This is a genomic window from Kitasatospora sp. NPDC058406, from assembly GCF_042722765.1.
Classification (GTDB): domain Bacteria; phylum Actinomycetota; class Actinomycetes; order Streptomycetales; family Streptomycetaceae; genus Kitasatospora.
The window spans coordinates 1-24865 of sequence record NZ_JBHXKE010000003.1; the positions used below are offsets into that span (position 1 = coordinate 1).

22 protein-coding genes and 2 pseudogenes are annotated in these 24865 nt (G+C 75.6%); 12 read left to right on the forward strand and 12 right to left on the reverse strand.

The window, feature by feature from the left end; all coding sequences use genetic code 11:
* Both ACFWOG_RS01040 and ACFWOG_RS01045 read right to left on the reverse strand, forming a co-directional pair.
* Nucleotides 1-591 (reverse strand): annotated as a pseudogene (locus ACFWOG_RS01040) (hypothetical protein); the annotation flags it as partial.
* A 168-nt stretch (nt 592-759) separates the two neighbouring features.
* Nucleotides 760-1254 carry a hypothetical protein gene (locus tag ACFWOG_RS01045; protein ID WP_329885442.1) on the reverse strand — a complete coding sequence of 165 codons (495 nt, stop codon included), beginning with the start codon at nt 1252-1254 and terminating at the stop codon, nt 760-762.
* Between the two features lie 515 nt (nt 1255-1769).
* On the opposite strand from ACFWOG_RS01045, the gene ACFWOG_RS01050 reads away from it, so the two are divergent.
* The 7 genes and pseudogenes from ACFWOG_RS01050 (at nt 1770) to mug (ending at nt 9695) form a co-directional block, all read left to right on the forward strand.
* Complete coding sequence (locus ACFWOG_RS01050; protein WP_380353504.1) at nt 1770-2246, forward strand: hypothetical protein; 477 nt, start codon at nt 1770-1772, stop codon at nt 2244-2246.
* A 531-nt stretch (nt 2247-2777) separates the two neighbouring features.
* Nucleotides 2778-4151, forward strand: a pseudogene (locus tag ACFWOG_RS01055) (APC family permease); the annotation flags it as partial.
* Between the two features lie 308 nt (nt 4152-4459).
* Nucleotides 4460-4897 carry a hypothetical protein gene (locus ACFWOG_RS01060; protein WP_329950348.1) on the forward strand — a complete coding sequence of 146 codons (438 nt, stop codon included), beginning with the start codon at nt 4460-4462 and terminating at the stop codon, nt 4895-4897.
* Between the two features lie 169 nt (nt 4898-5066).
* Nucleotides 5067-6419 (forward strand): dipeptidase, encoded by a 1353-nt coding sequence (locus ACFWOG_RS01065; protein ID WP_380353506.1) that lies wholly within the window; start codon nt 5067-5069, stop codon nt 6417-6419.
* 186 nt (nt 6420-6605) lie between these two features.
* Complete coding sequence (locus ACFWOG_RS01070; protein WP_380353509.1) at nt 6606-7724, forward strand: M24 family metallopeptidase; 1119 nt, start codon at nt 6606-6608, stop codon at nt 7722-7724.
* Nucleotides 7725-7968: 244 nt separating this feature from the next.
* Complete coding sequence (locus tag ACFWOG_RS01075; protein WP_380353512.1) at nt 7969-9084, forward strand: phosphatase PAP2 family protein; 1116 nt, start codon at nt 7969-7971, stop codon at nt 9082-9084.
* Entirely contained in the window at nt 9081-9695 is a 615-nt protein-coding gene (gene mug, locus ACFWOG_RS01080; RefSeq protein WP_380353515.1) for a G/U mismatch-specific DNA glycosylase, read from the forward strand. Before ACFWOG_RS01075 ends, mug begins: the two co-directional genes overlap by 4 nt.
* Before the next feature lie 104 nt (nt 9696-9799).
* Here mug and ACFWOG_RS01085 read toward each other — a convergent pair whose 3' ends face one another.
* Together ACFWOG_RS01085 and ACFWOG_RS01090 are read right to left on the reverse strand one after the other, a co-directional pair.
* Nucleotides 9800-10465 (reverse strand): response regulator transcription factor, encoded by a 666-nt coding sequence (locus ACFWOG_RS01085; RefSeq protein ID WP_329950344.1) that lies wholly within the window; start codon nt 10463-10465, stop codon nt 9800-9802.
* The gene (locus ACFWOG_RS01090) at nt 10462-11805 is read right to left on the reverse strand and encodes a sensor domain-containing protein (protein WP_380353633.1); all 1344 of its coding nucleotides are present in this window, start codon (nt 11803-11805) and stop codon (nt 10462-10464) included. Before ACFWOG_RS01090 ends, ACFWOG_RS01085 begins: the two co-directional genes overlap by 4 nt.
* Nucleotides 11806-12159: 354 nt before the next feature.
* Between ACFWOG_RS01090 and ACFWOG_RS01095 the strand changes: the two genes are divergently transcribed.
* The gene (locus ACFWOG_RS01095) at nt 12160-14076 is read left to right on the forward strand and encodes an FtsX-like permease family protein (protein WP_380353519.1); all 1917 of its coding nucleotides are present in this window, start codon (nt 12160-12162) and stop codon (nt 14074-14076) included.
* Between the two features lie 99 nt (nt 14077-14175).
* Here ACFWOG_RS01095 and ACFWOG_RS01100 read toward each other — a convergent pair whose 3' ends face one another.
* Nucleotides 14176-15093: a LysR family transcriptional regulator gene (locus tag ACFWOG_RS01100; protein ID WP_329950342.1), complete on the reverse strand. Its 918-nt coding sequence runs from the start codon at nt 15091-15093 to the stop codon at nt 14176-14178.
* A 269-nt stretch (nt 15094-15362) separates the two neighbouring features.
* Here ACFWOG_RS01100 and ACFWOG_RS01105 point away from each other — a divergent pair, with 269 nt between their 5' ends.
* Nucleotides 15363-16379 (forward strand): NADP-dependent oxidoreductase, encoded by a 1017-nt coding sequence (locus ACFWOG_RS01105; RefSeq protein WP_329950341.1) that lies wholly within the window; start codon nt 15363-15365, stop codon nt 16377-16379.
* 63 nt (nt 16380-16442) lie between these two features.
* Here the strand turns inward: ACFWOG_RS01105 and ACFWOG_RS01110 are convergent, their stop codons facing one another.
* On the reverse strand, nt 16443-17303 hold the full coding sequence (locus ACFWOG_RS01110; RefSeq protein ID WP_380353524.1) for a sigma-70 family RNA polymerase sigma factor: 861 nt from the start codon (nt 17301-17303) through the stop codon (nt 16443-16445).
* Between the two features lie 75 nt (nt 17304-17378).
* On the opposite strand from ACFWOG_RS01110, the gene ACFWOG_RS01115 reads away from it, so the two are divergent.
* The gene (locus ACFWOG_RS01115) at nt 17379-18089 is read left to right on the forward strand and encodes an FMN-dependent NADH-azoreductase (protein ID WP_380353527.1); all 711 of its coding nucleotides are present in this window, start codon (nt 17379-17381) and stop codon (nt 18087-18089) included.
* A 66-nt stretch (nt 18090-18155) separates the two neighbouring features.
* Here the strand turns inward: ACFWOG_RS01115 and ACFWOG_RS01120 are convergent, their stop codons facing one another.
* The 4 genes from ACFWOG_RS01120 to ACFWOG_RS01135 all read right to left on the reverse strand — a co-directional run bounded on the left by ACFWOG_RS01120 (nt 18156) and on the right by ACFWOG_RS01135 (nt 20555).
* Nucleotides 18156-18557 (reverse strand): YccF domain-containing protein, encoded by a 402-nt coding sequence (locus ACFWOG_RS01120; RefSeq protein WP_329885741.1) that lies wholly within the window; start codon nt 18555-18557, stop codon nt 18156-18158.
* Between the two features lie 135 nt (nt 18558-18692).
* Nucleotides 18693-18971, reverse strand: a complete 279-nt coding sequence (locus tag ACFWOG_RS01125) for a hypothetical protein (RefSeq protein ID WP_329885455.1) — start codon at nt 18969-18971, stop codon at nt 18693-18695.
* Between the two features lie 156 nt (nt 18972-19127).
* Nucleotides 19128-20081, reverse strand: coding sequence for a M48 family metalloprotease (locus ACFWOG_RS01130; protein WP_329950338.1), 954 nt, complete (start codon nt 20079-20081; stop codon nt 19128-19130).
* Nucleotides 20082-20096: 15 nt separating this feature from the next.
* The gene (locus ACFWOG_RS01135; RefSeq protein ID WP_329950337.1) at nt 20097-20555 is read right to left on the reverse strand and encodes a BlaI/MecI/CopY family transcriptional regulator; all 459 of its coding nucleotides are present in this window, start codon (nt 20553-20555) and stop codon (nt 20097-20099) included.
* Nucleotides 20556-20825: 270 nt separating this feature from the next.
* On the opposite strand from ACFWOG_RS01135, the gene ACFWOG_RS01140 reads away from it, so the two are divergent.
* Nucleotides 20826-21296, forward strand: coding sequence for a hypothetical protein (locus ACFWOG_RS01140; RefSeq protein WP_329950336.1), 471 nt, complete (start codon nt 20826-20828; stop codon nt 21294-21296).
* 61 nt (nt 21297-21357) lie between these two features.
* On the opposite strand, the gene ACFWOG_RS01145 is transcribed toward ACFWOG_RS01140, so the two are convergent.
* On the reverse strand, nt 21358-22359 hold the full coding sequence (locus ACFWOG_RS01145; protein WP_380353531.1) for a DMT family transporter: 1002 nt from the start codon (nt 22357-22359) through the stop codon (nt 21358-21360).
* Between ACFWOG_RS01145 and ACFWOG_RS01150 the strand changes: the two genes are divergently transcribed.
* Complete coding sequence (locus ACFWOG_RS01150; protein ID WP_380353534.1) at nt 22358-23836, forward strand: PLP-dependent aminotransferase family protein; 1479 nt, start codon at nt 22358-22360, stop codon at nt 23834-23836. The genes ACFWOG_RS01145 and ACFWOG_RS01150 overlap by 2 nt on opposite strands.
* A gap of 48 nt (nt 23837-23884) precedes the next feature.
* On the opposite strand, the gene htpX is transcribed toward ACFWOG_RS01150, so the two are convergent.
* Nucleotides 23885-24748 (reverse strand): zinc metalloprotease HtpX, encoded by an 864-nt coding sequence (gene htpX / locus ACFWOG_RS01155; protein WP_329885461.1) that lies wholly within the window; start codon nt 24746-24748, stop codon nt 23885-23887.
* Nucleotides 24749-24865 lie beyond the last annotated feature (117 nt).

Here is a 24865-nt window from a genome sequence, read left to right on the forward strand (position 1 = left end):
GTGGGGAGCGACGACACCGGGCAGGGGGCGGGCCTGGAGGAGAGCCTGCGCCTGGGCCTTGAGGAAGGCCAGCTGGTCCGCCGGCGGGACGGTCGGGGTCGCCGGGGGGTCGACGGTCGGGGGCGGGACGGGGGCCGTCACCGGTGGGGGTGCGGGCAGTTGGCCGATCAGGGCCTGAACAGTCGCCTCCAGCGAGGCGAGGAGTTGCTGGAGGGGCCCGAGGTCGGGCGCCCCGAGCAGCGGAGCGACGGTCGAGAGCAGGCCGTCGACCAGCTGGAGGACTCCGCTGACGGCGGCCGTCGGATCGGGGACCGCGGGAGCGGCCGGGACGGCAGGAGCGACCGGGGCCGCCGGGATGGCCGGCAGGGCGAACAGCGTCGAGAGATCCGGCAGGGACGGGAGGGCCTCCGCACCGGGCACCGCGGGGGCGGCCGGGACGGGCAGGGGGAGGTCGACGGGGACCGCGAAGGTGCTGACGTGGGCGGGGGCGACCGCGGCTCCGTTGCCGGCGGCGGTGGCGGAGGTCGCCGTGGCGACCGGAGCCAGCACAAGGGCTGCGGTCAGCGCGGTGGCCATCCAGGTGGCACGCATGGGTGATGCTTTCCTCTCGGTACGAATCAGGCGAAATGCCTGATTCACACCGTGGGGCAGGCCAGTTGGCCCAGCCACCGCGTGTACGCCGAACGGTGCACGACACGCGGCGACCGGCGGCGACACGCCGTCAGGCGGTCGGCGCCGACCGCTCCCCGGGGTGACGGGTCAGCGGGCCGACGCCCAGGAGGCCGTGCTGCGGTGCTCGCCGAGGCCGACGGCGTCGAACTCGTCGCGGTGGGCGGCGTCCTCCACCCGGGCCCCGAGCCTGCGCAGGACGCGGGAAATCGGACTGCCCTCGGGCGGCGTGGGTTCGAACTCGCCACCGGTGAGCGGGCCGAGGTCGAGCCGGCCGTCGGCCCAGACGGCGGCGCGCTGGGTGCCGGTGCCGCCGAAGAAGTTCGCCTCGACGCAGGCGATCGGGCCGGCCTTGGACCAGGCGGCGAGCCTGCGTTCGAGGCCGTCCGGGAACCAGGCGAAGCCGACGGCTCCGGTGGTCGCCGACTCCTGCCCGCCGAGTCGCAGCGAGGCCAGGAAGGCGGGCGTCGCCGGGATCATCGCCAACCCCTGGGCCAGCGGTCGGGGGCGGGCCGCCGGAACCTCGGCGGCCGCCACTGCGACCAGCTCCGCCGAGCCGATCAGCGCCTGAAGTTCGTATGACATTCAGTCATCCTGAACCATGGCACTGACAGTGCGCCCGGCGTTTACGATTCCGTGCCCGGCCGGGTACCGCTTCGAGAGCCGGCCGGCGGGGGACCGGCGGCCTCCGGCGGATCGGCCGACCCGGCCGGGACGGCTGCGTCCGGCCGGACCCCGTACAGCAGGGCGAAGGCGGCCACCTCCACCGCATCCGCCGACGCGCTCTGCCCTTCGGCGTGCAACTCGGCGAACACGTGCTTGAGTTGGGCCCGGAGCCGGACCAGCCGCTCGGGGCTGAGCCGCAGCGTGACGTGCGAGAACAGCCCGGGGAGGCCGACCGAGCCCTCCTGCGGGGTGGAGAAGTCGCCCCCTCCGGATCGGCACCGCCGTCGTCCTCGGGGTCCACGGCGGCGCGGTCGCCGACCGATACGACCGCCGGCGGATCCTGATCGCCGCCGACGGCACCCGGCTGCTCGCCTCCGCGAGCGTCCCGCCGGCGATGGCCCTGGACCGGCCGACCCTCGTCCACACCCTGTCCGGTGGCCGTCGTGATCGGCGCGACCGTCGCGTACAGCGGTCCGGTCCGGCTGCTCGCGGTGCGCTCGGTCGTCCCGCCCGAGCAACTGAGGCAGGCGCCGGCGCAGGACGAGGCGCGGATGAACGGCGCGGGGCCGGTCGGGCCGCCGCCGGCGGGGGCACTGTTCGGGCCCGGCCGGGGCGCACCGTACGTCGGGACGGCGCTCGCCTCGCTGCTCGCGCTGGCCTCGGCCCTGCTGGTCCGGTTCCCGAACCGCCCGGGAGCGGCGGACGCGAGCCCCCCGGCGCAGGACTCCCCGGAGAAGGACGGCGGTGCCCTCGCCGGCTTCCGCTTCCTCGCCGCCAACGCCTTCCTCCGCCCTCGCCGTCGTCCTGGTCCTCGACGTGGCGGCCACCCCGATGTTGCCGCCCCGGTGATGGTGATCCCGCGCGGGCAGGGTACGTCGAGCGGCGGGATCGGGCCGGCGCCGGCCGGGTAGGCCGTCGGGGCACTGGCCGGCGCGTTCCTGGTGGGCCGGCTGCACCGGCTGGCGGGCCCCGGCGGGCTGCTGCTCGCGGTGGCCTGGGTGCCGGTCCCGGCTGCCCCCGCCCCGCCCGCCGGTCCACCGCCTCGCCCGACCACCGGTACACCGCCCCACCGGTCCGCCGACCCGAAAACCGGACAGCGGGCCGGCCGCACTCCTCCGCCCACCCCTGAGAGTCGATCACCCGTGCGGGTGCACGCCGCATGCGGCCTCACCGGCAACCGGGTGAACTGGCCGGGTACGGCCCGCCCCGGGGCCATCCCCGGGGCGGGCTGCTGGAACCAGGCCCGCCGAACCAGACCCGCCGGGCCCCGAGGAGGACTGATGAGTTCCATGGACGTGCCCTCGTCCGGTCGTGGCAGTCCCGGTACGGGCGGGCCGGGAGGAACGGGACCGGGCGGAGCGGGTCCCGGAGGCGCCGGCACCGGCCCGGCCACCCGGCAGCGCACCGGCGCGGTCGCGACCAGGCTCGCGAGCGCGCCCCGGATGTCCTGGCTGACGCTCGCCCTGATGACGACCAGCTCGGTGGCCAGCCTCCGCTCCGCCCCGACGATGGCGGTCTACGGCCTCGCGTGCGTCTTCCTCTACCTCCTCCCGGCGGTCGTCTTCCTGCTCCCGACCGCGCTGGTCTCCGCCGAGCTGGCGTCCGGCTGGGAGGGCGGTGTCTACCGCTGGGTGTCGGAGGGCCTGTCGAAGCCGCTCGGCTTCCTGGCCGTCTGGTGCCAGTTCGCGATGACGATCTTCTACTACCCGTCCCTGCTCGCGTACGTGGCGTCGACCATCGCCTACGTGGTCAACCCGGCGCTCGCCAGCAACGGCCTGTACACCGCGATCGTGATCATGGTGCTGTACTGGACCGGCGTCTGGGTCTCCTCGCGCGGCACCAAGGCCGTGGCCGGCCTCTCCTCGATGGGCCTGGTGATCGGCACGCTGATCCCCGGCGTGCTGCTGGTGGTGCTCGGTCTGGTCTTCCTCGGCCAGGGCAACCCCTCCGCCGCGCCGATGAACGCCGCGCACCTGTTCCCGCAGTGGACCGGTCTGGCCAGCCTGGTGCTGATCGTCAACAACTTCCTCAGCTACTCCGGCATGGAGATGAACGCGGTGCACGTCTCCTCGCTCCGCGACCCGGCCAAGGAGTTCCCGCGGGCGATGTTCACCTCCTCCGGGATGGTGCTGGCGATCTTCATCCTGCCTGCGCTGGCGATCAGCTGGGTGGTGCCGTCCAGCGAGCTCAGCCTGACCGCGGGCGTGATGCAGGCCTTCGACTCGTTCTTCCAGTACTTCCACATCGGCTGGCTCACCCCGGTGATCGCGGTGGCGCTGGTCTCCGCCTCGCTCGGCGGCATGCTCACCTGGCTGGCCGGACCGTCCAAGGGCCTGCTGATGATCTCCCGGCAGGAGGGCTACCTGCCGCCGTTCCTGCAGCGGCTCAACGGGGAGGGGGTCCAGCAGAACCTGCTGGTCACCCAGGGTGTGGTCACCACCGTCATCGCCCTCGCGTACGCGCTGATCCCGAACGTCTCCAGTGCCTACTGGATCTTCTCGGTGATCACCACACAGGTGTACCTGATCGTCTACCTGCTGATGTTCACCGCCGCGATCCGGCTGCGCCGCACCCAGCCCGACCACCCGCGCGGCTACCGCGCGCCGGCGCTGGTGCCGATCGCGGTGACGGGCCTGATCGCCTCGGCCGCCGCGATGGCGATCGGTTTCGTCCCCTCCTCGCAGTTCGGCAGCGGCTCGGTCTGGTCGTACGTGGTGATCGTCGGCGGCGGTCTGGCCCTGCTCGGGCTGGTGATCCCCTACCTGTTCCTGCGGCTGCGCAAGCCCGAGTGGCGCTCGCCCGACGCGCAGGCGGAACTCGCCGAGGTGGAGGCCGCCGAGAGGTCCTCCGCCGAACGGTCGGCCGCCGAGAGGTCGGCCGGCAACCGGCCCCACGACGGCGGACCGGCGGACCACGTCGGCCCCGGCAGCACCCACGACGACCCCCGCGGACCCGACGGACCCGGCACCGGACCCGACGGCGGGCCGGGCGGACCCGACGGACCCGGCACCGGACCCGACGGCGGGCCGGGCGGACCCGGCACCGGACCCCACGGCGGACCCCACGGCGGACCCGACGGCGGACCCGACGGACCCGGTACCGGCGGTACCCCCGGAGGTGCGTCATGACCCGCAGCCTGATGGCCTCCCAGCACCGCTGGATCTACATCGGCGCGATCGTCCTCCTGGTCGCCATGCTGGTCACCGGCCTCCTGACCTACTCCCAGCTGCGTTCCACCAACGAGGCCAACCGCAAGGCCCAACAGCTCTCCGAGGCACTCGGCGCGGCTGGCTACCCGGTGCCCTCCCAGAGCCAGATCGTGCACACCCTCGGCGAGGACGGCGGCGCCGTCTGCCAGGACCCGGCCGACTCGCTGACGCAGGCGCAGTGGAAGCACGGCATGTCCAACGGCGCGGGCGGCCCCGGCCAGCGTCCGGTGCTCTCCGACCGCGAGGTGATCCTCGCCGAGACGATCGTGCTCTCGGTCTACTGCCCGGACAAGCTCTCCGCCATCAAGGACAAGATCGACGACCTCAAGCTCCACGACACCGTGCGCAACTGACGCCCGACAGCGCCGGCCACCGACCCGCCGGCCACCGACCCGCCGGCACCTGAGCCGCGCACCTGAGCCGCCGGCAACCGGCAACCGACCCGCCGGCACCCGACCGGACCCGACAGCCGGCCGGACCCGACAGCCGGCCGCCCCACCTGCCCCGGAAGGAGCCGAACCCATGACCGACGAACTCGCCGGCCGGATCGCCGCCCTGATGCCCCGCGCCAAGACCGACCTGGCCGAACTGGTCGCCATCCCCTCCGTCGCCGACCCCCGCCAGTACCCGCCGGAGAAGTGCCGCCAGGCCGCCGAGTGGGTCGCCGCCGCCTTCGGTGAAGCCGGACTGCGCGACGTCCACCTGGAGGAGACCCCGGACGGGAGCCACGCCGTGGTCGGCCACCGTCCGCCCCCGCCCGGCGCACCGACCGTCCTGCTCTACAGCCACTACGACGTCCAGCCCCCGCTCGACGACGCCGCCTGGACCTCCCCGCCGTTCGAGCTGACCGAGCGCGAGGGCCGCTGGTACGGGCGCGGCACCGCCGACTGCAAGGGCAACATCGTCATGCACCTCACCGCGCTGCGGGCGCTCGGCGACGACCTCCCGGTCGGCATCAAGCTGGTCGTCGAGGGGTCCGAGGAGCAGGGCACCGGCGGCCTGGAGGCCTACGTGCCGCCGCACGCGGGCGAGTTGCACGCCGACGCCCTGCTGGTCTGCGACACCGGCAACGCGTCGGTCGGCGTGCCCACCGCCACCACCTCCCTGCGCGGCCTCACCAACGTGGTGGTCACGGTCGCCACGCTCAAGGGCGACGTGCACTCCGGCATGTTCGGCGGTCCGGCCCCGGACGCGCTGGCCGCGCTGATCCGCGTCCTCGACACGCTGCGCGACGCCGAGGGCGGCACGCGGATCGACGGCCTGGACAGCACCGGCGGCTGGAGCGGCGTCGGCTACGACGAGCAGCAGTTCCGCACCGACGCGGGAGTCCTGGACGGCGTCCGGCTGACCGGTTCCGGCAGCGTCGCCGACCGGCTCTGGGCCCGCCCGGCCGTCACCGTGCTCGGCATCGACTGCCCGCCCGTGGTCGGCTCCGCCGCCGCCGTCCCGGCGACCGCCCGGGCCCGGGTCAGCCTCCGCGTCCCGCCCGGTACGGACCCGCAGGCCGCGCAGGAGGCCCTCGTCGCGCACCTGAAGGCCGCCGCGCCCTGGGGCGTGCACGTCGAGGTGGCCCCGGAGAGCACCGGCTCGCCGTTCCGGGCCGCCACCGGCGGGCCCGCGTACGCGGCGCTCGACAAGGCCGCGCAGGAGGTCTACGGACGACCGCTCTCCTTCCTCGGCCAGGGCGGCTCGATCCCGCTCTGCAACGTGTTCGCCAGGACCTTCCCGGAGTCGGAGATCATCCTGATGGGCGTCGAGGAGCCGCGCTGCCTGATCCACGCGCCCAACGAGAGCGTCGACCCCGGCGAGATCGAGCACATGGCGCACGTGGAGGCGCTGTTCCTCAAGCACTACGCCGACTCGCCCAGACCGTAACGGAGTTGACGCCGGCCCGGGCGGTCGAGCCCCGGCCGGACACCGCACCCCCCGGACATCGACCCCCGGACATCGCACCCCCGGACATCGACCCCCGGACATCGCACCCCCGGACACCGACCGCCCGGGCTCCGACCGCCCCGGAGCGCTCGCCCCGGAGCGTTCGCCCCCACCAGGAGACCTCGCATGCCCCGACCCTTCACCACCGAGGACTACCGAGCCCGCCTCGACCGGGCGGCCTCGGCCGCCACCGCCGCCGGGCTGGCCGGCCTGGTCGTCGCCCCCGGCCCCGACCTCGTCTACCTGACCGGGTACCAGCCCACCGCGATCACCGAACGCCTGACCGCCCTCGTCCTCGGCGCCGGGCACGAGCCCGCCCTGATCGTCCCCGTGCTGGAACGCCCCGACGCCGAGAAGGCGGCCGGCGCCCGCGCCGTCCGGCTGCTCGACTGGACGGACGGCCAGGACCCGTACGCCACCGCCGCCCCGCTGCTCGACCGGGCGGGCCGGTACGGCATCTCCGACAACGCCTGGGCCATGCACCTGCTCGGCCTCCAGGCCGCCCTGCCCGGCACCGGCTGGACCTCGCTCACCGAGACCCTGCCGATGCTGCGCGCCGTCAAGGGCCCGGACGAGCTGGAGCGCCTCGCCGCGGCCGGCGGCGCCGCCGACGCCGCCTACCGGGGCATCCTGGAGGTCGAGTTCGCCGGGCGCCGGGAGACCGACGTGGCCGCCGACCTCAGCGCGCTGCTCATCCAGTACGGGCACAGCCAGGTCGACTTCACCGTGGTCGGCTCCGGCCCGAACGGCGCCGACCCGCACCACGAGGCCGGTGACCGGGTCATCGAGTCCGGTGACACCGTCGTGCTGGACTTCGGCGGTCTCAAGGACGGCTACGGCTCCGACACCACCCGGACCGTGCATCTCGGCACCGACGTCCCGGCCGAGGTGCGGAAGGTCCACGACGTCGTCCGGGAGGCGCAGCAGACGGCGTTCGAGGCGGTCCGGCCCGGGGTGAGCTGCCAGGAGATCGACCGGATCGCCCGACGGGTCATCACCGAGGCCGGGTACGGCGAGTACTTCATCCACCGCACCGGCCACGGCATCGGGATCACCACGCACGAGCCGCCGTACCTGGTCGAGGGCGAGGAGCAGCCGCTCGTCCCCGGCATGTGCTTCTCGATCGAGCCGGGCGTCTACCTGCCGGGCCGGTTCGGGGTGCGGATCGAGGACATCGTGACGGTCACCGAGCAGGCCGGGCGGCGGTTCAACAACACCCCGCACGAGCTGGGCATCGTGTCCTGAACCTCCGGGGCCTCGAACCTCCGAAGCCCCGGGGCTCCCGACCGCCCCGACCCCGGACCGCCCTCGCACCCCCGCCACCGAACACCCGTGCGCCGGAAGGGCCGGGTGCACGAACACCCGAACGACCGGGACCCCGCTCCGCGGGCCCGCCGTTCCGCCGCACGGGGCATTTCTGAGGTCTACCTGAAAGGACGGCCGTTCGCACCGAGAGTTCTCCAAGAATGCCTTGCTAGCTTCGACCGGCATGACCAGAATGCTGCGACCGGCGCCGCCGTCCCCTCCCGCGAGCGCCGGGCGGCTACGCCCGGCGACCGGCACCCGGAACGGCGCCCGCTCCGGTGCCCTGTCCCGGATCCGGCTGCTGGCGTGGCCGCTCTACCTGCTCGCCCTCCTCTGGTACGTCCGCGCCTACGGGCTGCCGTACTCCAACGACGTGGTGTTCCTCTGGCTGATCGGCGCGCTGCTGGCCGCCGCCGTGCACAGCGGCCACGGCCCGCGCGGCTTCCTGCTCGTGCTGCGCGACTGGGTGCCGGTGATGGCCGTCGTCTGGACGTACTCGCTGCTGCGGGGCTACGGCGCGCACACCCCGTGGGGCCCGTACCTGTGGCCGCAGCAGCGGGCCGACGAACTGATCGGCCTGGGTGAGACCCTGACCGTCCGGCTCCAGCACGGGCTGTACACACCCGGCTCGCCGCACTGGTACGACTACGCGGCGGTCGCCGTCTACATGTCGCACTTCTTCCTGGTCTTCGTGGTGCTCGCGGTCCTCTGGCGCCGTCGCCACGACCGGTTCCGGCACCTGCTCACCTGCTATCTCGCGCTGACCTTCGCCGGCTTCGCGACGTACATCCTCTACCCGGCCGTCCCCCCGTGGCTCGCCTCCCAGGAGGGCCACCTCCCGGCGCTGACCCGGGTGGTGTCGGACGTGCTGACGGAGAGCGGGCTCCCCCGGGCCGGGTCGATCTTCGAGAACGGCAGCCGGTTCGCCAACGACGTCGCCGCGATGCCCTCGCTGCACTCGGCGTACCCGGCGATGCTGCTCTTCTTCTTCTGGCCGACGGCCGGCCGCCGGCTGCGCATGCTGCTGGTCGCGTACCCGCTCGCGATGACCTTCACCCTGGTGTACGGCGCGGAGCACTTCATCGTGGACGTCTTCGTCGGCTGGGCGTACGCGGCGGCGGTGGTGTACGGCGTGCAGTGGCTGCGGACACGGCGGCGGGCCCGGTCCCTGGCGGCGACCCGCGCGGCGGTCCCGGCGACCGCCGGGGCCGGGTCGGCGGCACCCGCCCGGACGTCGGCAGAGGTGGCGGGCGCCCCGGCGGCCGGGGCACCGGCCACCACCGGCAGACTGGACGAATGACCGAGACGCCCGACGTGGAGAAGCCCGCGCGCCCGACGAAGCCGACCGCGGAACAGCTGTCCGCCGCCCGTGACACCACCATCGAGGACGTCTCCGCCGACGGCCTTCGGGTGCTGTTCTGCGGCATCAACCCCGGTCTCTGGTCGGGCGCCACCGGCCATCACTTCGCCCGTCCGGGGAACCGCTTCTGGCCCGCGCTGCACCGCTCGGGCTTCACCCCGCACCAGTTCGGCCCGGACGAGCAGCGCCGGCTGCTCGACCTCGGGCTGGGCATCACCAACGTCGCCCCGCGCGCCACCGCCAAGGCGGACGAGCTCACCGCCGAGGAGCTGCGCGAGGGCGGCGCCGCGCTCACCGCCCGGGTGCTGCGGCTGGAGCCGCGGGCCCTGGCGGTGCTCGGCATCGGCGCGTACCGGACGGCGTTCGGGCGGCGGACCGTGACGATCGGACGGCAGGAGGAGTCGATCGGCGGGACCGAGGTCTGGGTGCTGCCCAACCCCAGCGGCCTCAACGCCCACTACACCCTGGACGCGCTGGCGGCGGAGTTCGCGAAGCTGCGCGAGGCCGTCTCGCCCGCCCCGGACCCGGGCCCCCGCCCGGACGGAGCCTGACCGGACGGGCCCCCGCCCGGACGGAGCCTGACCGGACGGGCCCCCGCCCGGAGGGAGCCTGACCGGACGGGGCGCCCTCCCCGGCCGCCCTCCCGGTGGGCCCGTCACCCCCGGAGGAACCGCAGCACCGCCAGCACCCGGCGGTGCGACTCCTCCGCGGGCGGCAGGTCCAGCTTCATCAGGATGTTGCCGATGTGCTTGCCCACCGCCGCGTCCGACACCACCAGCTCCCGGCAGATCGCCGCGTTCGACCGGCCCTCCGCCATCAGCGCCAGCACCTCCCGCTCGCGCGGGGTGAGCCGCTCCAACGGGTCCCGGCGGCGGCGCAGCAGCTGCCGGACCACCTCCGGGTCGACCACCGTGCCGCCCGCCGCCACCGTGGCGACCGCGGCGACGAACTCCTCGATCTGGCCGATCCGGTCCTTCAGCAGGTAGCCGACGCCCGAGCCGTCCCCGGAGTCGAGCAGCTCCGCCGCGTACGAGTGCTGCACGTACTGGCTGAGGACGAGGACGGGCAGTCCCGGGCGGCGTTCGCGCAGGGCGACCGCCGCCCGCAGTCCCTCGTCGGTCTGGCCCGGCGGCATCCGGACGTCGGTGACGACGAGGTCCGGCGCATGCGCGCCGACCGCGGTCCGCAGCGCCTCGGCGTCGCCGACCGCGGCCACCACCTCGTGCCCGAACCGGGCCAGCAGGCCGACCAGCCCCTCGCGCAGCAGCACCCCGTCCTCGGCGACCACGATCCTCAGCGCGCCGGTTGCCTGCTCGTTCATCGTCCTGCTCCTCCGTCGGCCGGCGCCGCGGACGGGGCCGGGGCCGGGGTGCAGGGGATCTCCACCCGCACCAGGGTCGGTCCGCCGGGCGGACTGCTCACCGTCAGTGTGCCGTCCACGACCGCGACCCGGTCGGCCAGCCCGGTCAGCCCGCTGCCGCCCGACGGGTCGGCGCCGCCGCGGCCGTCGTCCGCCACCTCGATGGTCAACCGGCCGCCGGCGTACCGTCCGTCGACGGTCACCGCGCTCGCGCCGCTGTGCTTGGCGACGTTGGCGAGCGCCTCGGCGACGGCGAAGTAACCGGCCGACTCGACCGGCGCCGGCAGCCGCCCGGGCAGCGCGAAGCGGGTGGTGACCGGGATCGGCGAGCGGTCGCCGGCGTCCGCGCAGGCGTCCGGCAGACCCCGGTCGGTGAGCACCTGCGGGTGGATCCCGTTGATCAACTCCCTGAGCTCGGAGAGCACTTCTCCCGCCTCCCGGTGCGCCTCGGCGAGCCTCGCGGCCAGCGGACCGTCCGGCGGCGCGTCCAGCCGGGCCAGGCCGAGCGTCATCCGCAGGGCCGCCAACCGCTGCTGGGCGCCGTCGTGCAGATCGCGCTCGATCCGGCGCCGCTCCGCCTCGAAGGCGTCCACCAACCGGGCCCGGGAGCGAACCAGTTCACCGATCCGACGGTCCTGCCCGCCCGGTGCGAGCACCAGTCGCACCAGCGCCGCGCGGGCTGCGGCCACCGCCGCCAGCGGATAGCCGAGCAGGGGCGCCAGCAGCAGGCCGGCCAGCCCGAACAGGCCCGCCACCACCGGGGAGTGGACCTGCCACAGCTTGAGGACGTTCACCTGCTCGCCGTCCAGCAGGAGCATCGGCAGTGCGGCCAGCAGGTACCCGGGGACGGCGAGGGCGAAGCCGGCCACGGTCAGGTCGATCGGCCAGAGCACGCACGCGGCGAGCAGGGCGAAGCCCAGTTCGCGCCAGGTCGCCCGCTCGCGGTAGCGCAGCCGCAGCCAGGCCGCCAGGCCCGGGCGGTCGGGGACGAGGTGCGGATCCGGCACCGGCGCGTCCGCCACCAGCCGGACCAGCCGCCGTTCCCAGGCCGCGACCGGCAGCCCGACCAGCGCCAGCGCGGCGAGCAGCGGCAACCCGACCAGCAGCACCGCCAGCACTCCGGCGGCCACCCCGGCCACCAGGAGCCCGCCGCAGAGCAGCAGCCCCGTCAGCCCGGTCGTCAGCAGGTACGCCGCCGCCCGCCAAGGCGCCGACGACCGGAGGAACCCGGGCCGCGCCACCTGCCCCCACACGCCCGCCGGCCGCCCGTCCACCGGCCCACCCACCGGCCCGTCCGCCACCCCGTCCACCGCGCCGACTCCCCCTGCCCCGCGCCGGTCCGGTCCGGCTGCACCAGCGGCCCACCCTAGGCACCCGGGCGGCGGGCCGTCGGTAGGGCCAGCCCTACCGTTCTCCCGCTTCGGCCCCGCTCGCTCCGGCCCCGCCCCCGCCCCCGCCCCCGCCTCGCCCCGCCCCGCCTCGCCCCGCCTCGCCCCGCCTCGCCTCGCCCCGCCCCGCCCCCGCACAGGAAGTCGGCGGGCCCGACGTCCGATGCGGCCACCCCCCGCTCCCCCTACGGGTAGGGCCCGCCCTACCTCCCGGAGTGGCCCCCGGCCTGCTGCCCCGCACCACCCCGCGGCGGTTCGCTGGACCCCATGAGAATGCTGCGGATCGCGCTCAAGTCCCTGAAGGCACGCTGGATCTCCCTCCTCGGAGCCTTCCTCGCCCTCGCCCTCGGCGTCGCGATGACCGCCGTCATGCTGCTCGGCCTCGCCGCCGCGCTCGGCACCCCCGGCGGCCCGGGCGGCGAGGAGCTGGTCTCGCTGGTCGCCGCCCTCGGCACCGCCGGCGGGGTGAGCGCGTTCGTCTCGGCGTTCGTCGTCGCGTCCACGTTCTCCTACGCCGTCGCCCAGCGGCGCCGGGAGCTGGGTCTGCTCCGGCTGGCCGGTGCCACCCCCGCCCAGGTCCGCCGTACCGTGCTGGCCGAGGCGCTGCTGCTCGGCGCGGTCGCCTCCGCAGCCGGCTGCGCGCTCGGCCGGCTCGGGGCGCCGGTGCTGCTCCGCCGGCTGGCCGGCGTGGGGATGGCCCCGCCCGGTTTCGCCCTCGGCCCGACCGGCTGGCCCCTGTTCACCGCGTTCTGGACCGGCCTGCTGGTCGCCCTGTGCGGTGTCGCGGTGGCCGCCCGCCGGGCCGGCCGGGTCGGCCCGCTGGACGCCCTGCGCACGGCCGACCTCGACGCCGGTGTGCTGACCGTCGGGCGCCTCGTCACGGGGCTCGGCCTGCTGCTGACCGCGGCCGTCCTCACCGCCGCCGCGCTCGCCACCGACCCCGTCGACCTGCTGCACCGCAAGACCTACACCACGCAGCCGATGTGGCTGATCTCCGCGTGCGGCCTGCTCTCCCCGCTGTTCGCCCCTCCCCTGGTCCGCGCCCTCGGCCGGCTCGCCCCGGCCCGGTTCACCGGGTACGCCGGGCGGCTGGTCCGCGCCAACGCCGCCGCCGCGCTCCGCCGGACCGGCGCGGTGGCCGCGCCGGTGCTGGTGTCGGTGGCGCTGACCGGTTCGCTGGCGGGTGCGCTGGACACCGTGAGCGCCGCCCGCTCCGCCGAGGCCCGCGCCCGTACCGCCGCCGACCTGGTCGTCGTCCCCGCCGACGGCGGCGCACCCGACGCGACGGCGGACGCCCTGCGTGCCGTCCCCGGCGTGACCCTGTCCCCCACCGGTCCGACCCGCCTCTCGCTGGTGGAGCCGGACGGCGTGGTGGTCCGCTCCGAGGCGCGGGTGGCCGACCCGGCCGGGCTCGCCGCCCTCGCCCGGCTGCCCCTGCTGGCCGGTTCTCCGGCCGACCTCGACGACGGCTCTCTCGTCCTGCCGGCGGAATGGGGGCGCACGACGATCGGCGAGCCGGTCCCGGTGGTCCGGGCCGACGGCAGCCGGGCGACCCTGCGGGTGGCCGCCGTGCTGCGCGACGGCCTCGGCGACAACGGGCTGTACGTCACCGCCGCCAACGCGCCCGGCGCCCGCACCGACCGGATCGAGGTGCGCCTGGACCACCTCGCCGACGCCGAGCGGGTACGTGCCGCCGAACAGGTACGGACCGCCGCGCGGGCGTCCGGCGCGACGGTGTTCAGCCGCGAGGACTGGCTCGCCGCCACCGCGCCCGCCAAGGCCCGGACGGCCTGGCTGCGTACGGTGCTGGTGCTCGGTCTGGCCCTCGTCTACACGGGCATCGCCCTCGCCAACACGATCCTGACGGCCACCGCCGACCGCCGTCGCGAACTCGCCCTGCTCCGCCTGGCGGGTGCCGGCCGGGCCCAGGTGGTGCGGCTGGTGACCGCCGAGTCGGTGCTGGTGGTGGCGGTCGGCGCGGTCCTCGGCTGCGCGGTGACCGCCGTCCAGCTCGGCACCATGCACGGCGCGGCGGCCCTGCTCGGCACGCCGTCACCGTGGGTCCTGCCCTGGCGGCCGGTCGGCCTCGTCGCCGCCGGCGCCGTCCTGCTCGCGGCACTCTGCGCCGCCCCGGCCACCGCCTGGGCCCTGCGTTCCCGCCCGGTCACCGCCGCCGCCCGCTGAGCCACTGAGCCACTGCCCGTTGAGCCGCCGGTCCGGCCGGTCGGGGGACGGCCCCGCCCCCGCCCCCGGTCGTCGGCGGCCCGGGCCGGGCCGCCGTCCTCACACCGCGACCAGGCCCGCCGGCAGGGTGAGGCCGCGCAGCTCCCGGATCAGCGCCCGCACCGCCGCCGTGCCCGCCAGCTCCGGCGTCGTCACGTATCCGACGTGGCGGCTCGGCGGACGCGGCCCGAGGTCGGTGAGCGCCAGCCCGGCCGGGGCGCCGAGCAGGGCGGTCCGGGGCATGATCGCCATCCCCAACCCCTGCGACACGAGCGAGACGGCCACCGTGTCGTCCTCGACGTCGATGGTCGCGGGCGGGATCCAGTCCTGCCGGTCCCACCAGTCCCGGGTGTACGAGCCGCAGTTCTCGTCCCAGTCGACCAGCGGCAGCCCGTGCGGTGCCGGGTGGCCCACCGGGTGCACCAGCGCGTACTCCTCCTCGAAGAGCCGGACGGAGAGCAGCCCGGGCACCGGTGGCGGCACGCTCGCGTCCAGGGTGGCGAGCCCGAGGTCGGCACGGCCGTCCGCGACCTCGCCGGCCGTGCCGCGCCCGATCTCACGGACGATCCGGACCTGCGGTGTGAGCCCCGGGTGGCGGGCGGCGAGCCGGGCCAGAACGGGCGGCAGCAGGTGCGCGGCGACGCTGCGGAAGGCGGCGATCCGCAGCGGTCCGGTGACCGCCCCGGCGTGGTCCCCCGCCCCCGCGGCCCGCACCTCGGGACCCATCGCCGCGAGCAGCCGCAGAACCCTCCGGGCGTACGCGACGGCCCGTACGCCCGCCTCGGTCGGGCGTGCGCCGTGGCGCCCGCGGTCGAAGAGCACCGCGCCGAGCTTCCGCTCGCAGGTGCGCACGGCGTGCGAGACGGCGGACTGGCTCGTGCCCAGGCGCGCGGCAGCCGCCGTGAACCCCTGCGCCTCCTCCACCGCGACCAGGACCCGCAACTCGTGCGGGGCGAGGTCCGGACCCGGCTCACCCATGCCACTCACTCCTGCCACTCAGCCCGGTCGGTCGGCCCCGACCCTCGGTCCTGAGCCTCGGCCCCGACCCTCGGTCCTGGCAGTCAGCCCCGGCAGTCAGCCCCGGCGCTCGTCCGGGCCACCCGTCGACACCGCCGAACCTACCTCCCCACCCGCCTTCCATCGATTCCGCTCATGGAACCGACCCACCCATCACCGCTGCCCCCTGCCCGGCTCCGCCCCGCCTCCCTACGGTGATCATCACCGCCCCAACGATCCCGGAGCCCACCATGCCCCGCCCCGTCGCCCACGTCGTCCACCTCGTCTCCCGCCCCACCGGCGCCCCCGGCGCCGAGAACTTCGCCTTCCTCGACGAGACCGTCCGGCCCCTCGCCGACGGCGAGGCCCTGGTCGAGAACGTCTACCAGTCCGTCGACCCGTACATGCGCGAGGAGATGGACGCGACCGGGAGCTGGGAGCTGCACGCCCCGCTGGAGGGCCGCGCCCTCGGCCGGGTGGTCGAGTCCCGGACGCCGGCCCTCCCCGTCGGCGCCCTCGTGCACCACCGCCGGGCCTGGCGCACCCTCTCGGTGGTCACCGCCGCCGAGACGACGGTCCTCCCGGACTTCGCGGGCGTCCCGCTCAGCGCCCACCTGGGCATCCTCGGCGGCACCGGCCTCTCCGCCTGGGTCGGCCTGACCCGGGTCGCCCGGCTCCAGCCGGGCGAGACGGTCTTCGTCTCGGCGGCGGCCGGCGGGGTCGGTACGGCGGCCGGCCGGATCGCCCGCCTCCTCGGCGCCGGCCGGATCGTCGGCAGCGCCGGCTCGGCCGCCAAGGTGCGGCACCTCACCGAGGACCTCGGATTCGACGCCGCCTTCGACTACCACGACGCCCCGATCGCCGACCGCCTCCGCGAGGCCGCCCCCGACGGCCTGCACGTGTACCTCGACAACGTCGGCGGCGACCACCTCGAAGCCGCCATCGCCGCCCTCCGCGACCACGGCCGGATCGCCTGGTGCGGGGCGGTCGCCCAGTACAACCGCCTCCAGTCGCCGCCGCCCGCCCCGCGCAACCTGTTCGACGTGGTCGGAAAGAGCCTGCGGCTGGAGGGCTTCCTGGTCCGCGACCACCTCGACGCCCGCCCCGAGCTGTACGACTTCCTCGTCCCGCACCTGCGCTCCGGCGCCGTCGTGCCCGACGAGACGGTCGTCGAGGGTTTCGACCGGGTCGTCGAGGCCTTCCTCGGCATGCTCCGGGGCGCCAACACCGGCAAGATGATCGTCCGGCTCGCCGACGTCCCCCGCTGACGGCCACCGGCCGGCGGCGGCTGCGGTCGGCTGCGGTCGGCGGTGACTGCCGAGCGGCGGCGGTCAGGGCAACAGCGTGATCTCCGTCCCGGCGAGCCGCGCCCGGTCCGCGACCACCTCGAAGCCCGCCACCCGCCCGTCCGCGACCGTCATCAGCAGGACCAGCCACAGGCGCCCGCCCGGCGCGATCGCCACCCCGATCCCGCCGTCCACCAGCACCGGCACGCCGAACCGCGCCCGCTGCCCGATCACCCGGGTCTCCCGGGCCACGGCGAGCGCGCCGCGCGCCACCGCCGGACGCCCGGCGGGCAGGGCCGCCGGGTCGGCCCGGCGCACCACGTCCGGCGCCAGGACCGCGAGCAGCGCGTCCAGGTCGCCGCCGCGCGCGGCGGCGAGGAACGCCTCCACCACCGCGCGGTGCCCGGCCGGCGGCGCCGGCTCCGCCCCCGCCGTCCCCCGGACCCGCTGCCGGGCCCGGCTGGCCAGTTTCTTCGCCGCCACCGGCGTCCGCCCGACGACCGGCCCGATCTGCTCGAACGGCACCGCGAACCCGTCGTGCAGCACGAACGCGACGCGCTCGGCCGGCCCCAGCCGGTCCAGCACCACGAGCATCGCCCGGCCCACCTCCTCGACCAGCTCCGCCTCCGCCTCCGGTCCTTCCACCACCGGTTCCTCGACGTGCGCCTCCCGCCTCCCGGCCCCCGCCCGCGCCCGCAGCACGTCCAGGCAGATCCGCGAGACGACCGTGGTCAGCCACCCCGGGAGGTTCGCCACCGCCGCCGCGTCCGCCCGCTCCAACCGCAGCCAGGCCTCCTGCACGGCCTCCTCGGCCTCCCCCGTCGAGCCGAGCATCCGCTGCGCGACCGACCGCAACCGCCCCCGCTCTGCCTCGAACCGCACCGCCAGTTCCTCGCGCCCGTCCATCGGTCACCTTTCCTCGCGCGGCCCCGTCACAGGGTTGACGATCCCCGCTCCACCGAGGTGACAAGGAGCCTCCCGATGACCGCCACCCCCGCCGTCCCCGCCGTCCCCGCCACCCTGCTCCACCTGGACTGCAGCGCGAGTCCGCCCGGCGAGTCCGTCAGCCGCCGGCTGACCGCCCGCTTCGCCCGCGCCTGGCAGGCCCGCCACGGCACCGCCGGCTACCGTCACCGCGACCTCGCCGCCGATCCGGTCCCGCCGATCGGAGCCGCCTACGCCGCCCTCGGCGTCCGCGTCGAACGCCGCGGCACGGTCCCGCTCGCCGACGTCCGGGCCGTCGCCGCCTCCCCCGGCGAACGGGACGAGTGGTCCCTCACCCTTCCCCTGATCACCGAGCTCCGGGCGGCCGGCACCCTCCTGCTCGGCGTCCCGATGTACAACTTCACGGTTCCCGCCGCGCTCAAGGCCTGGATCGACCGGGTCACCTTCCCCGGCGCCTTCAGCGACCCCGTCACCGGCCACAGCCTGCTCGCCGCCACCCGGGTCGTCGTCGTCACCGCCCGCGGCGGCGCCTACGGCCCGGGCACCCCGCGCGAGGCCTTCGACTTCCAGACCCCTTACCTGCGGGCGTACTTCGACAACCTCGGCGTCCCCGCCGAACACCTGAGCTTCGTCCACGCCGAACTCACCCGCGCCGACGACGTCCCCGCCCTCACCCCCTACCGCCCCCTCGCCGCGACCTCCCTCAGCGCGGCCCGCACCGCCCTCGCCGGCCTCGCCGCCGCCTGACCTCGTACGACCGGGCCGGCGAGGGTGTCGCCCTCGCCGGCCCGGTGACGTGCGTCGGTGTTCCGGCTACCGCGCGCCCCACGGCTCGTCGCTCGGGACGATCTCGCGGCCGAGCGGCATCAGCGAGACGGGGATCAGCTTGAGGTTCGCCCACCCGAACGGAATGCCGATGATCGAGATGAACAGCGGGATGCTGGTGATCAGGTGCGCCAGCGCCAGCCACCACCCGGCGAACACCAGCCAGATCACGTTGCCCACGAAGGACGGCGCCCCCGCGTCCGGCCGCTCCACCGCCTTGCGCCCGAACGGCCAGAGGACGAACCCCGCCAGCCGGAACGCGGCGATGCCGAACGGGATGGTGATGATCAGCACGCAGCAGATGATTCCCGCGATCACGTAGCCGATCGCCATCCAGATGCCGCAGAAGATCAACCAGAGGACGTTCAGGACGAAGCCGATCACCTTCATGGTTGGCACCCTCTCACGGTCGACGGTCGACCCCTATGACCAGCCATGCCCGCTGTGACCCGTGTCTACGCCGCCACGGAAAGCACTCCGCGCCGCCCGGGCTGGCCGGGCGGCGCGGAGCAGGGGCGGGGGCCGTCAGTCGCCGAGGCCGATGCCGGTGTCGGTGAAGGTGCCCGCGACGCCGTGCTGGCCGATGACCAGGATGCCGTCGAAGTAGCTGGCGCCGTCGGGGCCGAAGTGGACGCTGGTCAGGTGCAGGGCACTGCCGTCCGGGCCGACCGCGAAGGAGCCCTTGTCGAAGTGGGCGACGGGCACGGCGTCGCCCGCGGCGTCCGCGGAGGCGACGGTGGCGCCGCAGACGGCGAGCGGGAGGACGACGGCGGTGGCGGCGAGGATGCGGTGCATGGTGCGCATGGAAGAGCCCTTTCGAGGCGTTGGATTTCGGCCCGGTGGTGAACACCGGCTGTCACCATTCCGGCACGTGCGCACACGAACCGCTACCGGTGGAAGCCATCCGTGACCCGTCGGTCCGTCGACTCGTCACCCTCCGCACCGGGCGGGGCGGAGCCGCTACAGCGGGGTGACGGCCTTCAGGACGAGGAGCAGGGCCACCGCCGCGTTGAGCGCGGACACCGCCGAGGCGGCGGTGCCGAGGGCCGCCACGAGGGCGGCGAGCCCGGCGGGGGTGCGGGCGGGCGGCCAGTTGCGGGAGCTCGGGACGGGGCCGAGCAGGGCGGCGACGCGGCGGGGCACCGGGCCGGGACCGGGCGCGGCGAAGGCGGGGAAGGCCGCGTAGGCGGGCGCCCGGTGGGAGGCGAGGGCGGCGCGGGCCACGGCGCGGGCGGTGATCCGCCGGTCGCCGACGGCCTGGGCGGACTCCTCGTCGGCCCAGCGTTCGGCGCTGTAGGCCACGGCGCGCTGGAGCGGGCGCAGGAAGGGGTTGACGCAGCCGGCCAGCTGGGTGGCCAGCAGGTGGCGGTGGTGCCGGTGGGCGAGGTGGGCGCGTTCGTGGGCGAGCAGGGCGGCGCGCTCGTCGTCGGCGAGACCGGCGAGCATGCCCGTGGAGACCACCACGCGTCCGGGCGAACGGAGGGAGCCGGGCAGCGCGTAGGCGTACGGGGCGGAGTCGGGGAGCAGCGCGACGTCGGAGGCGCCGGGCAGCGCGCGGCCGAGCGCGCGCCGGGCACGGGCGCGGATCCGCAGGTGGCGGGCGACCGTCCGGACCAGGGCCACGAACACCACCGCGAGGACGAGGAGCGCCGCCGTGCCGACCGTCTCGTGGTACGGCAGGGCCGCCCGGACCTCCGGGTCGGACCAGCTGTCGGGCAGCGGGTTGCCGGGGATCTGCGCGGTGCCGACGACCCCGATCAGGCCGAGGCAGAGCGCGCTGCACAGCGCCATCACGATGCTGATCCCGGTCAGCAGGCGGGCCGCGCCGCGCGGGTGGAGGTGCTGCTCGGTGAGGCGCGCGATCGGCAGCGCCGTCAGCGGCAGGACGAGCGGGAGGAAGACGAAGACGCCCACGGTCGGTTCCCGGGCTCAGCTCTCGCGGTCGGTCGCCGACGGGCCGGGCGCCGCCGGGCCCGTCGTCGGCAGATCGGGCGCGGAGGCGCTGTCGAGCAGCGTGCGCAGCAGTTCCTCGTCGTGCGGGAGCAGTGCGGTCACGAAGCTGGCGAGCACGGCGTCCCGGTCGGCCTCGCCGTCGAGGACCCGGCGCATCCGGAGGGCCGCGAGGCCGGCCGCGTCGGAGGCGGCCTGCCAGAGGTAGGAGCGGCCGGACCGGGTCCGGGAGACGGCGCTCTTGGCGTGCAGCCGGGAGAGGATGGTCATCACGGTGGTGTACGCGAGGTCGCCGTCGAGGCGTTCCTGCACCCATCCGGCCGTGGCCGGGCCCGGCGCCTGCTGGAGCACGGCCAGCACCTGCGCCTCCAGCTCGCCCTGGCCGCGCCGCCGGGCCCGCGGGTCCCCGGCCGTCGGGGTGTTGGTGTCCTCTGCCATGCCGGTCATCCTAACGAGCAGGTAAAGGGAGCCCGGTCGCCGCCGGTGTCCGCGCCGGTCAGACCTGCCGCCGGTGCGGTGGTTCGCAGGCGTTCCACCGCCGGCCGGGTACGACGGTGCAGGGCGGTGCCGGGCGGTGCGGGCCGGTGCGGCACGGGTCACCCGAACAGGCGTGTCCGGTTGCCCGGCACCGGCCGGAGGTGGACGGTCGAGATCCGGACGCCTCTCCGAACGCCTGTCCGGCCCCGGCGTCCGGCCCTGGAGGAACCCATGAGCAGCACGTCGACCCCTCCCGATCAGCCGCCGCCCTGGCGCTCCGGCACCGGCGCGCCGCCGCCACCGGCCTCGGCCACCCGGTTCAGCGACTGGGCGCCCGGCCTCGTCGTCTTCGCCGGTGTCCTGATGCTCCTGAACGGCATCATGGAGGTGCTGCGGGGCATCATGGCGGTCCACGAGGACGAGGTCTTCCTGAGCTCCGCCCGGTACGTCTTCCGGTTCGACCTCACGGGCTGGGGCTGGATCCACATCGTCGTCGGCGCGCTGGTCGCGGTGGTCGGCGCGTTCGTCCTCAAGGGCGCCGCCTGGGCCCGGTACACCGGCGTCTTCCTCACCGCGGTGAGCGCCGCCGACAGCTTCCTGGCGATGCCGTACTACCCGTTCTGGTCGATCACCGTGATCGCGCTGGACGTCTTCATCATCTGGGCCCTCTGCGTCTACCGGCCCGAGCGCACCGCCTCCTGATCCCCGTCGCCCGGGCCCGGGACGACCACGGGCCCGGGCGCCCCGGCCTCACGCCCCGGTCTCACGTCCGGGACCGCTGGGTGACCGCGATGCAGAGCAGCACCGCCACGGCCGTGACGGGCGCGGCCGCCGGCAGCTCCTCGCCCAGCAGCAGCACCGACCAGACCAGCGTCAGCAGCGGCTGCGCCAGCTGCAGCTGGCTGGCCTTCGGCACACCGATCTCCGCCATTCCCCGGTACCAGAGGACGAACCCGCCGAACTGGGAGACCGCCGCCGTGTACGCGAGCCCGGCCACCGCCTTCGCCCCGAACCCGACCGGCTCGACGGCCAGCGCTCCCGCCGTGATGAGCCCGGTGACCGGCAGCGCCACGACGACCGCCCAGCCGATCACCTGCCAGCCCGGGATCTCCCGGGAGATCCGGCCGCCCTCCGCGTACCCGGCCGCGCAGACCAGCAGGGCCGCGAACAGGTAGAGGTCCGCGACGCTCGGCCGCCCGTGGCTCTGCACCAGCGTGAAGCCCAGCACCGCCGCGGCGCCGGCCAGCGCCGCGCACCAGAAGGTCCGGGACGGACGGCTCGCCGCGTCGGTGCCACCGGACCGGCCCGACGCCCGGCGCGCCCTCAGCGCGGCGACCGACGCGGTGGCCAGCGGCAGCACGCCGATGACGACCGCGGAGTGCGCGGTCGAGGAGCTCTGCAGCGCGAGCGTGGTGAGCAGCGGGAAGCCGAGCACGCAGCCGGCCGAGACCACCAGCAGGCCGGGCCAGTGCCGCCGTTCGGGCACCGGGACGCGGGCGGCGGCGAGGCAGAGTGCGGCGAGCAGGCCCGCCAGCAGGCCGCGCAGCCCGGTGGCCGTCCACGGGCCGAAGCCGGTCAGCGCCCAGGAGGTGGCGGGGAAGCTGAACGAGAAGGAGAGGACACCGAGGGCCGCCAGGGCGGTGCCGGTGACGCCGACGGCGGGTGCCGCGCTTCCGGGACCGGGGCCGGTGGGGCCGGCCGGGTGGCTCGTCGCGGGCTTCGCTGCTACCGCCGCACGATGCATAGCGCTATCTTGTGTCTTCATGAACGAGCGTAGCAGTGTGGTCGAACTCGCCGACAGACTGCGCCGGGAAGTGGAGCGCTACCCGGAAGGACGGAAGCTGCCGTCGAGCCGGGTCCTGACGGAGCGGCACCAGGTCAGCCCGGGAACGGTCTCCCGGGCGGTCGCCGTGCTGGCCGCGGAGGGCCTGGTGGTCTCCCGGCCCGGCGCCGGCGTCTTCCGGACCTCCGCGACCGCGCCGACCGCGGCGTCCGCTGCGTCCGACGGCGCTCACCCGCACGCCCCGCCGCCCGCCCGCCCGGGCGACCTCTCCTGGCAGGAGGTCGCGCTGAGCGCCGAGGCCGGCCCGCGCGACGTCGGCGCCGGACCGATGTTCGCCATGCTGAACGTCCCCCGGCCCGACGTGCTCGACCTCAACGGCGGCTACCCGAACGCCTCGCTCCAGCCCGAGCGCCTGCTCGCCGCCGCGCTGGCCCGGGCCGGACGCCGGCCCGGCGCCTGGGACCGCCCGCCGGTGGACGGGCTGACCGAGCTGCGCGCCTGGTTCGCCCGGGACATCGGCGGCAGCGGCGGCCCGCTCGGCGCGGGCGACGTGCTGATCACGGCCGGCGGCCAGAGCGCTCTCACCATCGCCCTGCGCTCGCTCGCCTCCCCGGGCGCCCCCGTGCTGGTCGAGTCTCCGACCTACCCGGGCGCCCTCGCCGTGGCCAGGGCCGCCGGGCTGCGGCCGGTCCCCGTCCCGGTGGACGGGGACGGCGTGCGCCCCGACCTGCTCGCGGCCGCCTTCGACGCCACCCGGGCCCGGGTGTTCTTCTGCCAGCCGCTGTTCCAGAACCCGACCGGCGCGGTGCTCTCCCCCGATCGCCGCGCCGAGGTGCTGCGGATCGCCCGGACGGCCGGCGCCTTCGTGATCGAGGACGACTTCGCCCGCCGCCTGGTCCACGCCGACGCGCCGGCGCTGCCGCGCCCGCTGGCCGCCGACGACCCGGACGGCATCGTGGTCCACCTGAGTTCGCTCACCAAGGCCACCTCGCCCAACCTGCGGATCGGCGCGCTCACCGCGCGCGGCCCGGCGCTGCAACGGCTGCGCGCCACCCAGGTGGTGGACAGCTTCTTCGTGCCCAGGCCGCTCCAGGAGGCGGCCCTGGAACTGGTGGCCGACCCCGGCTGGGCCCGCCATCTGCGCACGCTCGGCGCCGAGCTGCGGGACCGTCGGCGGGCCGCGGTGGCGGCGCTGCGCCACGAGCTGCCCGGGCTGCTGGGCGCGCACCGGTTCGGCGGCTACCACCTCTGGCTGCGGCTCCCCGACGGCACCGACGAGACGGTGCTCACCGCGGCGGCCCTGCGGGCCGGCGTGCTGGTCACCCCGGGCCGCCCGTACCACCCCGCCGAGCCCCCGGCCCCGCACCTGCGGCTCAGCTACGCGGCCGCGGACAGCCCCGCCACGGTGGCGGAGGGCGTCCGGCGGCTCCGGCGGGCGTACGAGGAGACGACCGGCTGAGCCCGGAGGGTCCCCGCCGCGGCGGGGACCCTCCGGGCCCGCGCGAGGTCAGTCCCGGCGGCCTGCCATCCGCTCCAGGCGGGCGATCCGCTCGGCCATCGGCGGGTGGGTGGAGAACAGCTTCGTCCCGGCCTCGCCCGGCCGGAACGGGCTGGCGATCATCATGTGGCTGGCGGTCTTGATCTGCGGCTCGGGGGGCAGCGGCAGCTGCCGGGTCCCGGCGTCCAGCTTCCGCAGCGCACCGGCCAGGGCGAGCGGGTCGCCGGTGATCCGGGCGCCGTCGGCGTCGGCCTGGTACTCCCGGGAGCGGCTGACGGCCAGCTGGATCAGCGAGGCGGCCAGCGGTCCCAGGATCATGATCGCGAGCATCCCGAACAGGCCGGGCCCGTCGTCGTCGTCACCGCGGCCGAACGGGATCAGCCAGGCGAAGTTGACCAGGAACATCACCACCGAGGCGAGCGCCCCGGCCACCGAGGAGATCAGGATGTCGCGGTTGTAGACGTGGCTCAGCTCGTGGCCGAGGACGCCGCGCAGCTCGCGCTCGTCGAGCAGGTGCAGGATGCCGTCGGTGCAGCAGACCGCCGCGTTGCGCGGGTTGCGGCCCGTCGCGAACGCGTTCGGGGCCGGGGTCGGCGAGATGTACAGCCGGGGCATCGGCTGGCGGGCCGAGGTGGAGAGCTCCCGGACGATCCGGTAGAGCCGCGGTGCCTCGATCTCGCTCACCGGGCGGGCCCGCATGGCCCGCAGGGCGAGCTTGTCACTGTTCCAGTACGCGTAGGCGTTGGTGCCGAGGGCGACCACCAGGGCGACCACGAGGCCCGTCCGGCCGAAGAAGCTGCCGATCACGAGGATCAGCGCCGAGAGGCCGCCGAGCAGGGCGGCGGTCCTCAGTCCATTGTGCCGGCGGTGCACGGCTGGCCCTCCAATGGTGCGTGGGGAAGCCCTTTCTGCCTCGTCCCTCTTGCCCGGTCAACGGGTGGGGCCCGGGGCCTTGTTCCCTTGTGACCAGCGCGACACCCGACCGGAGGA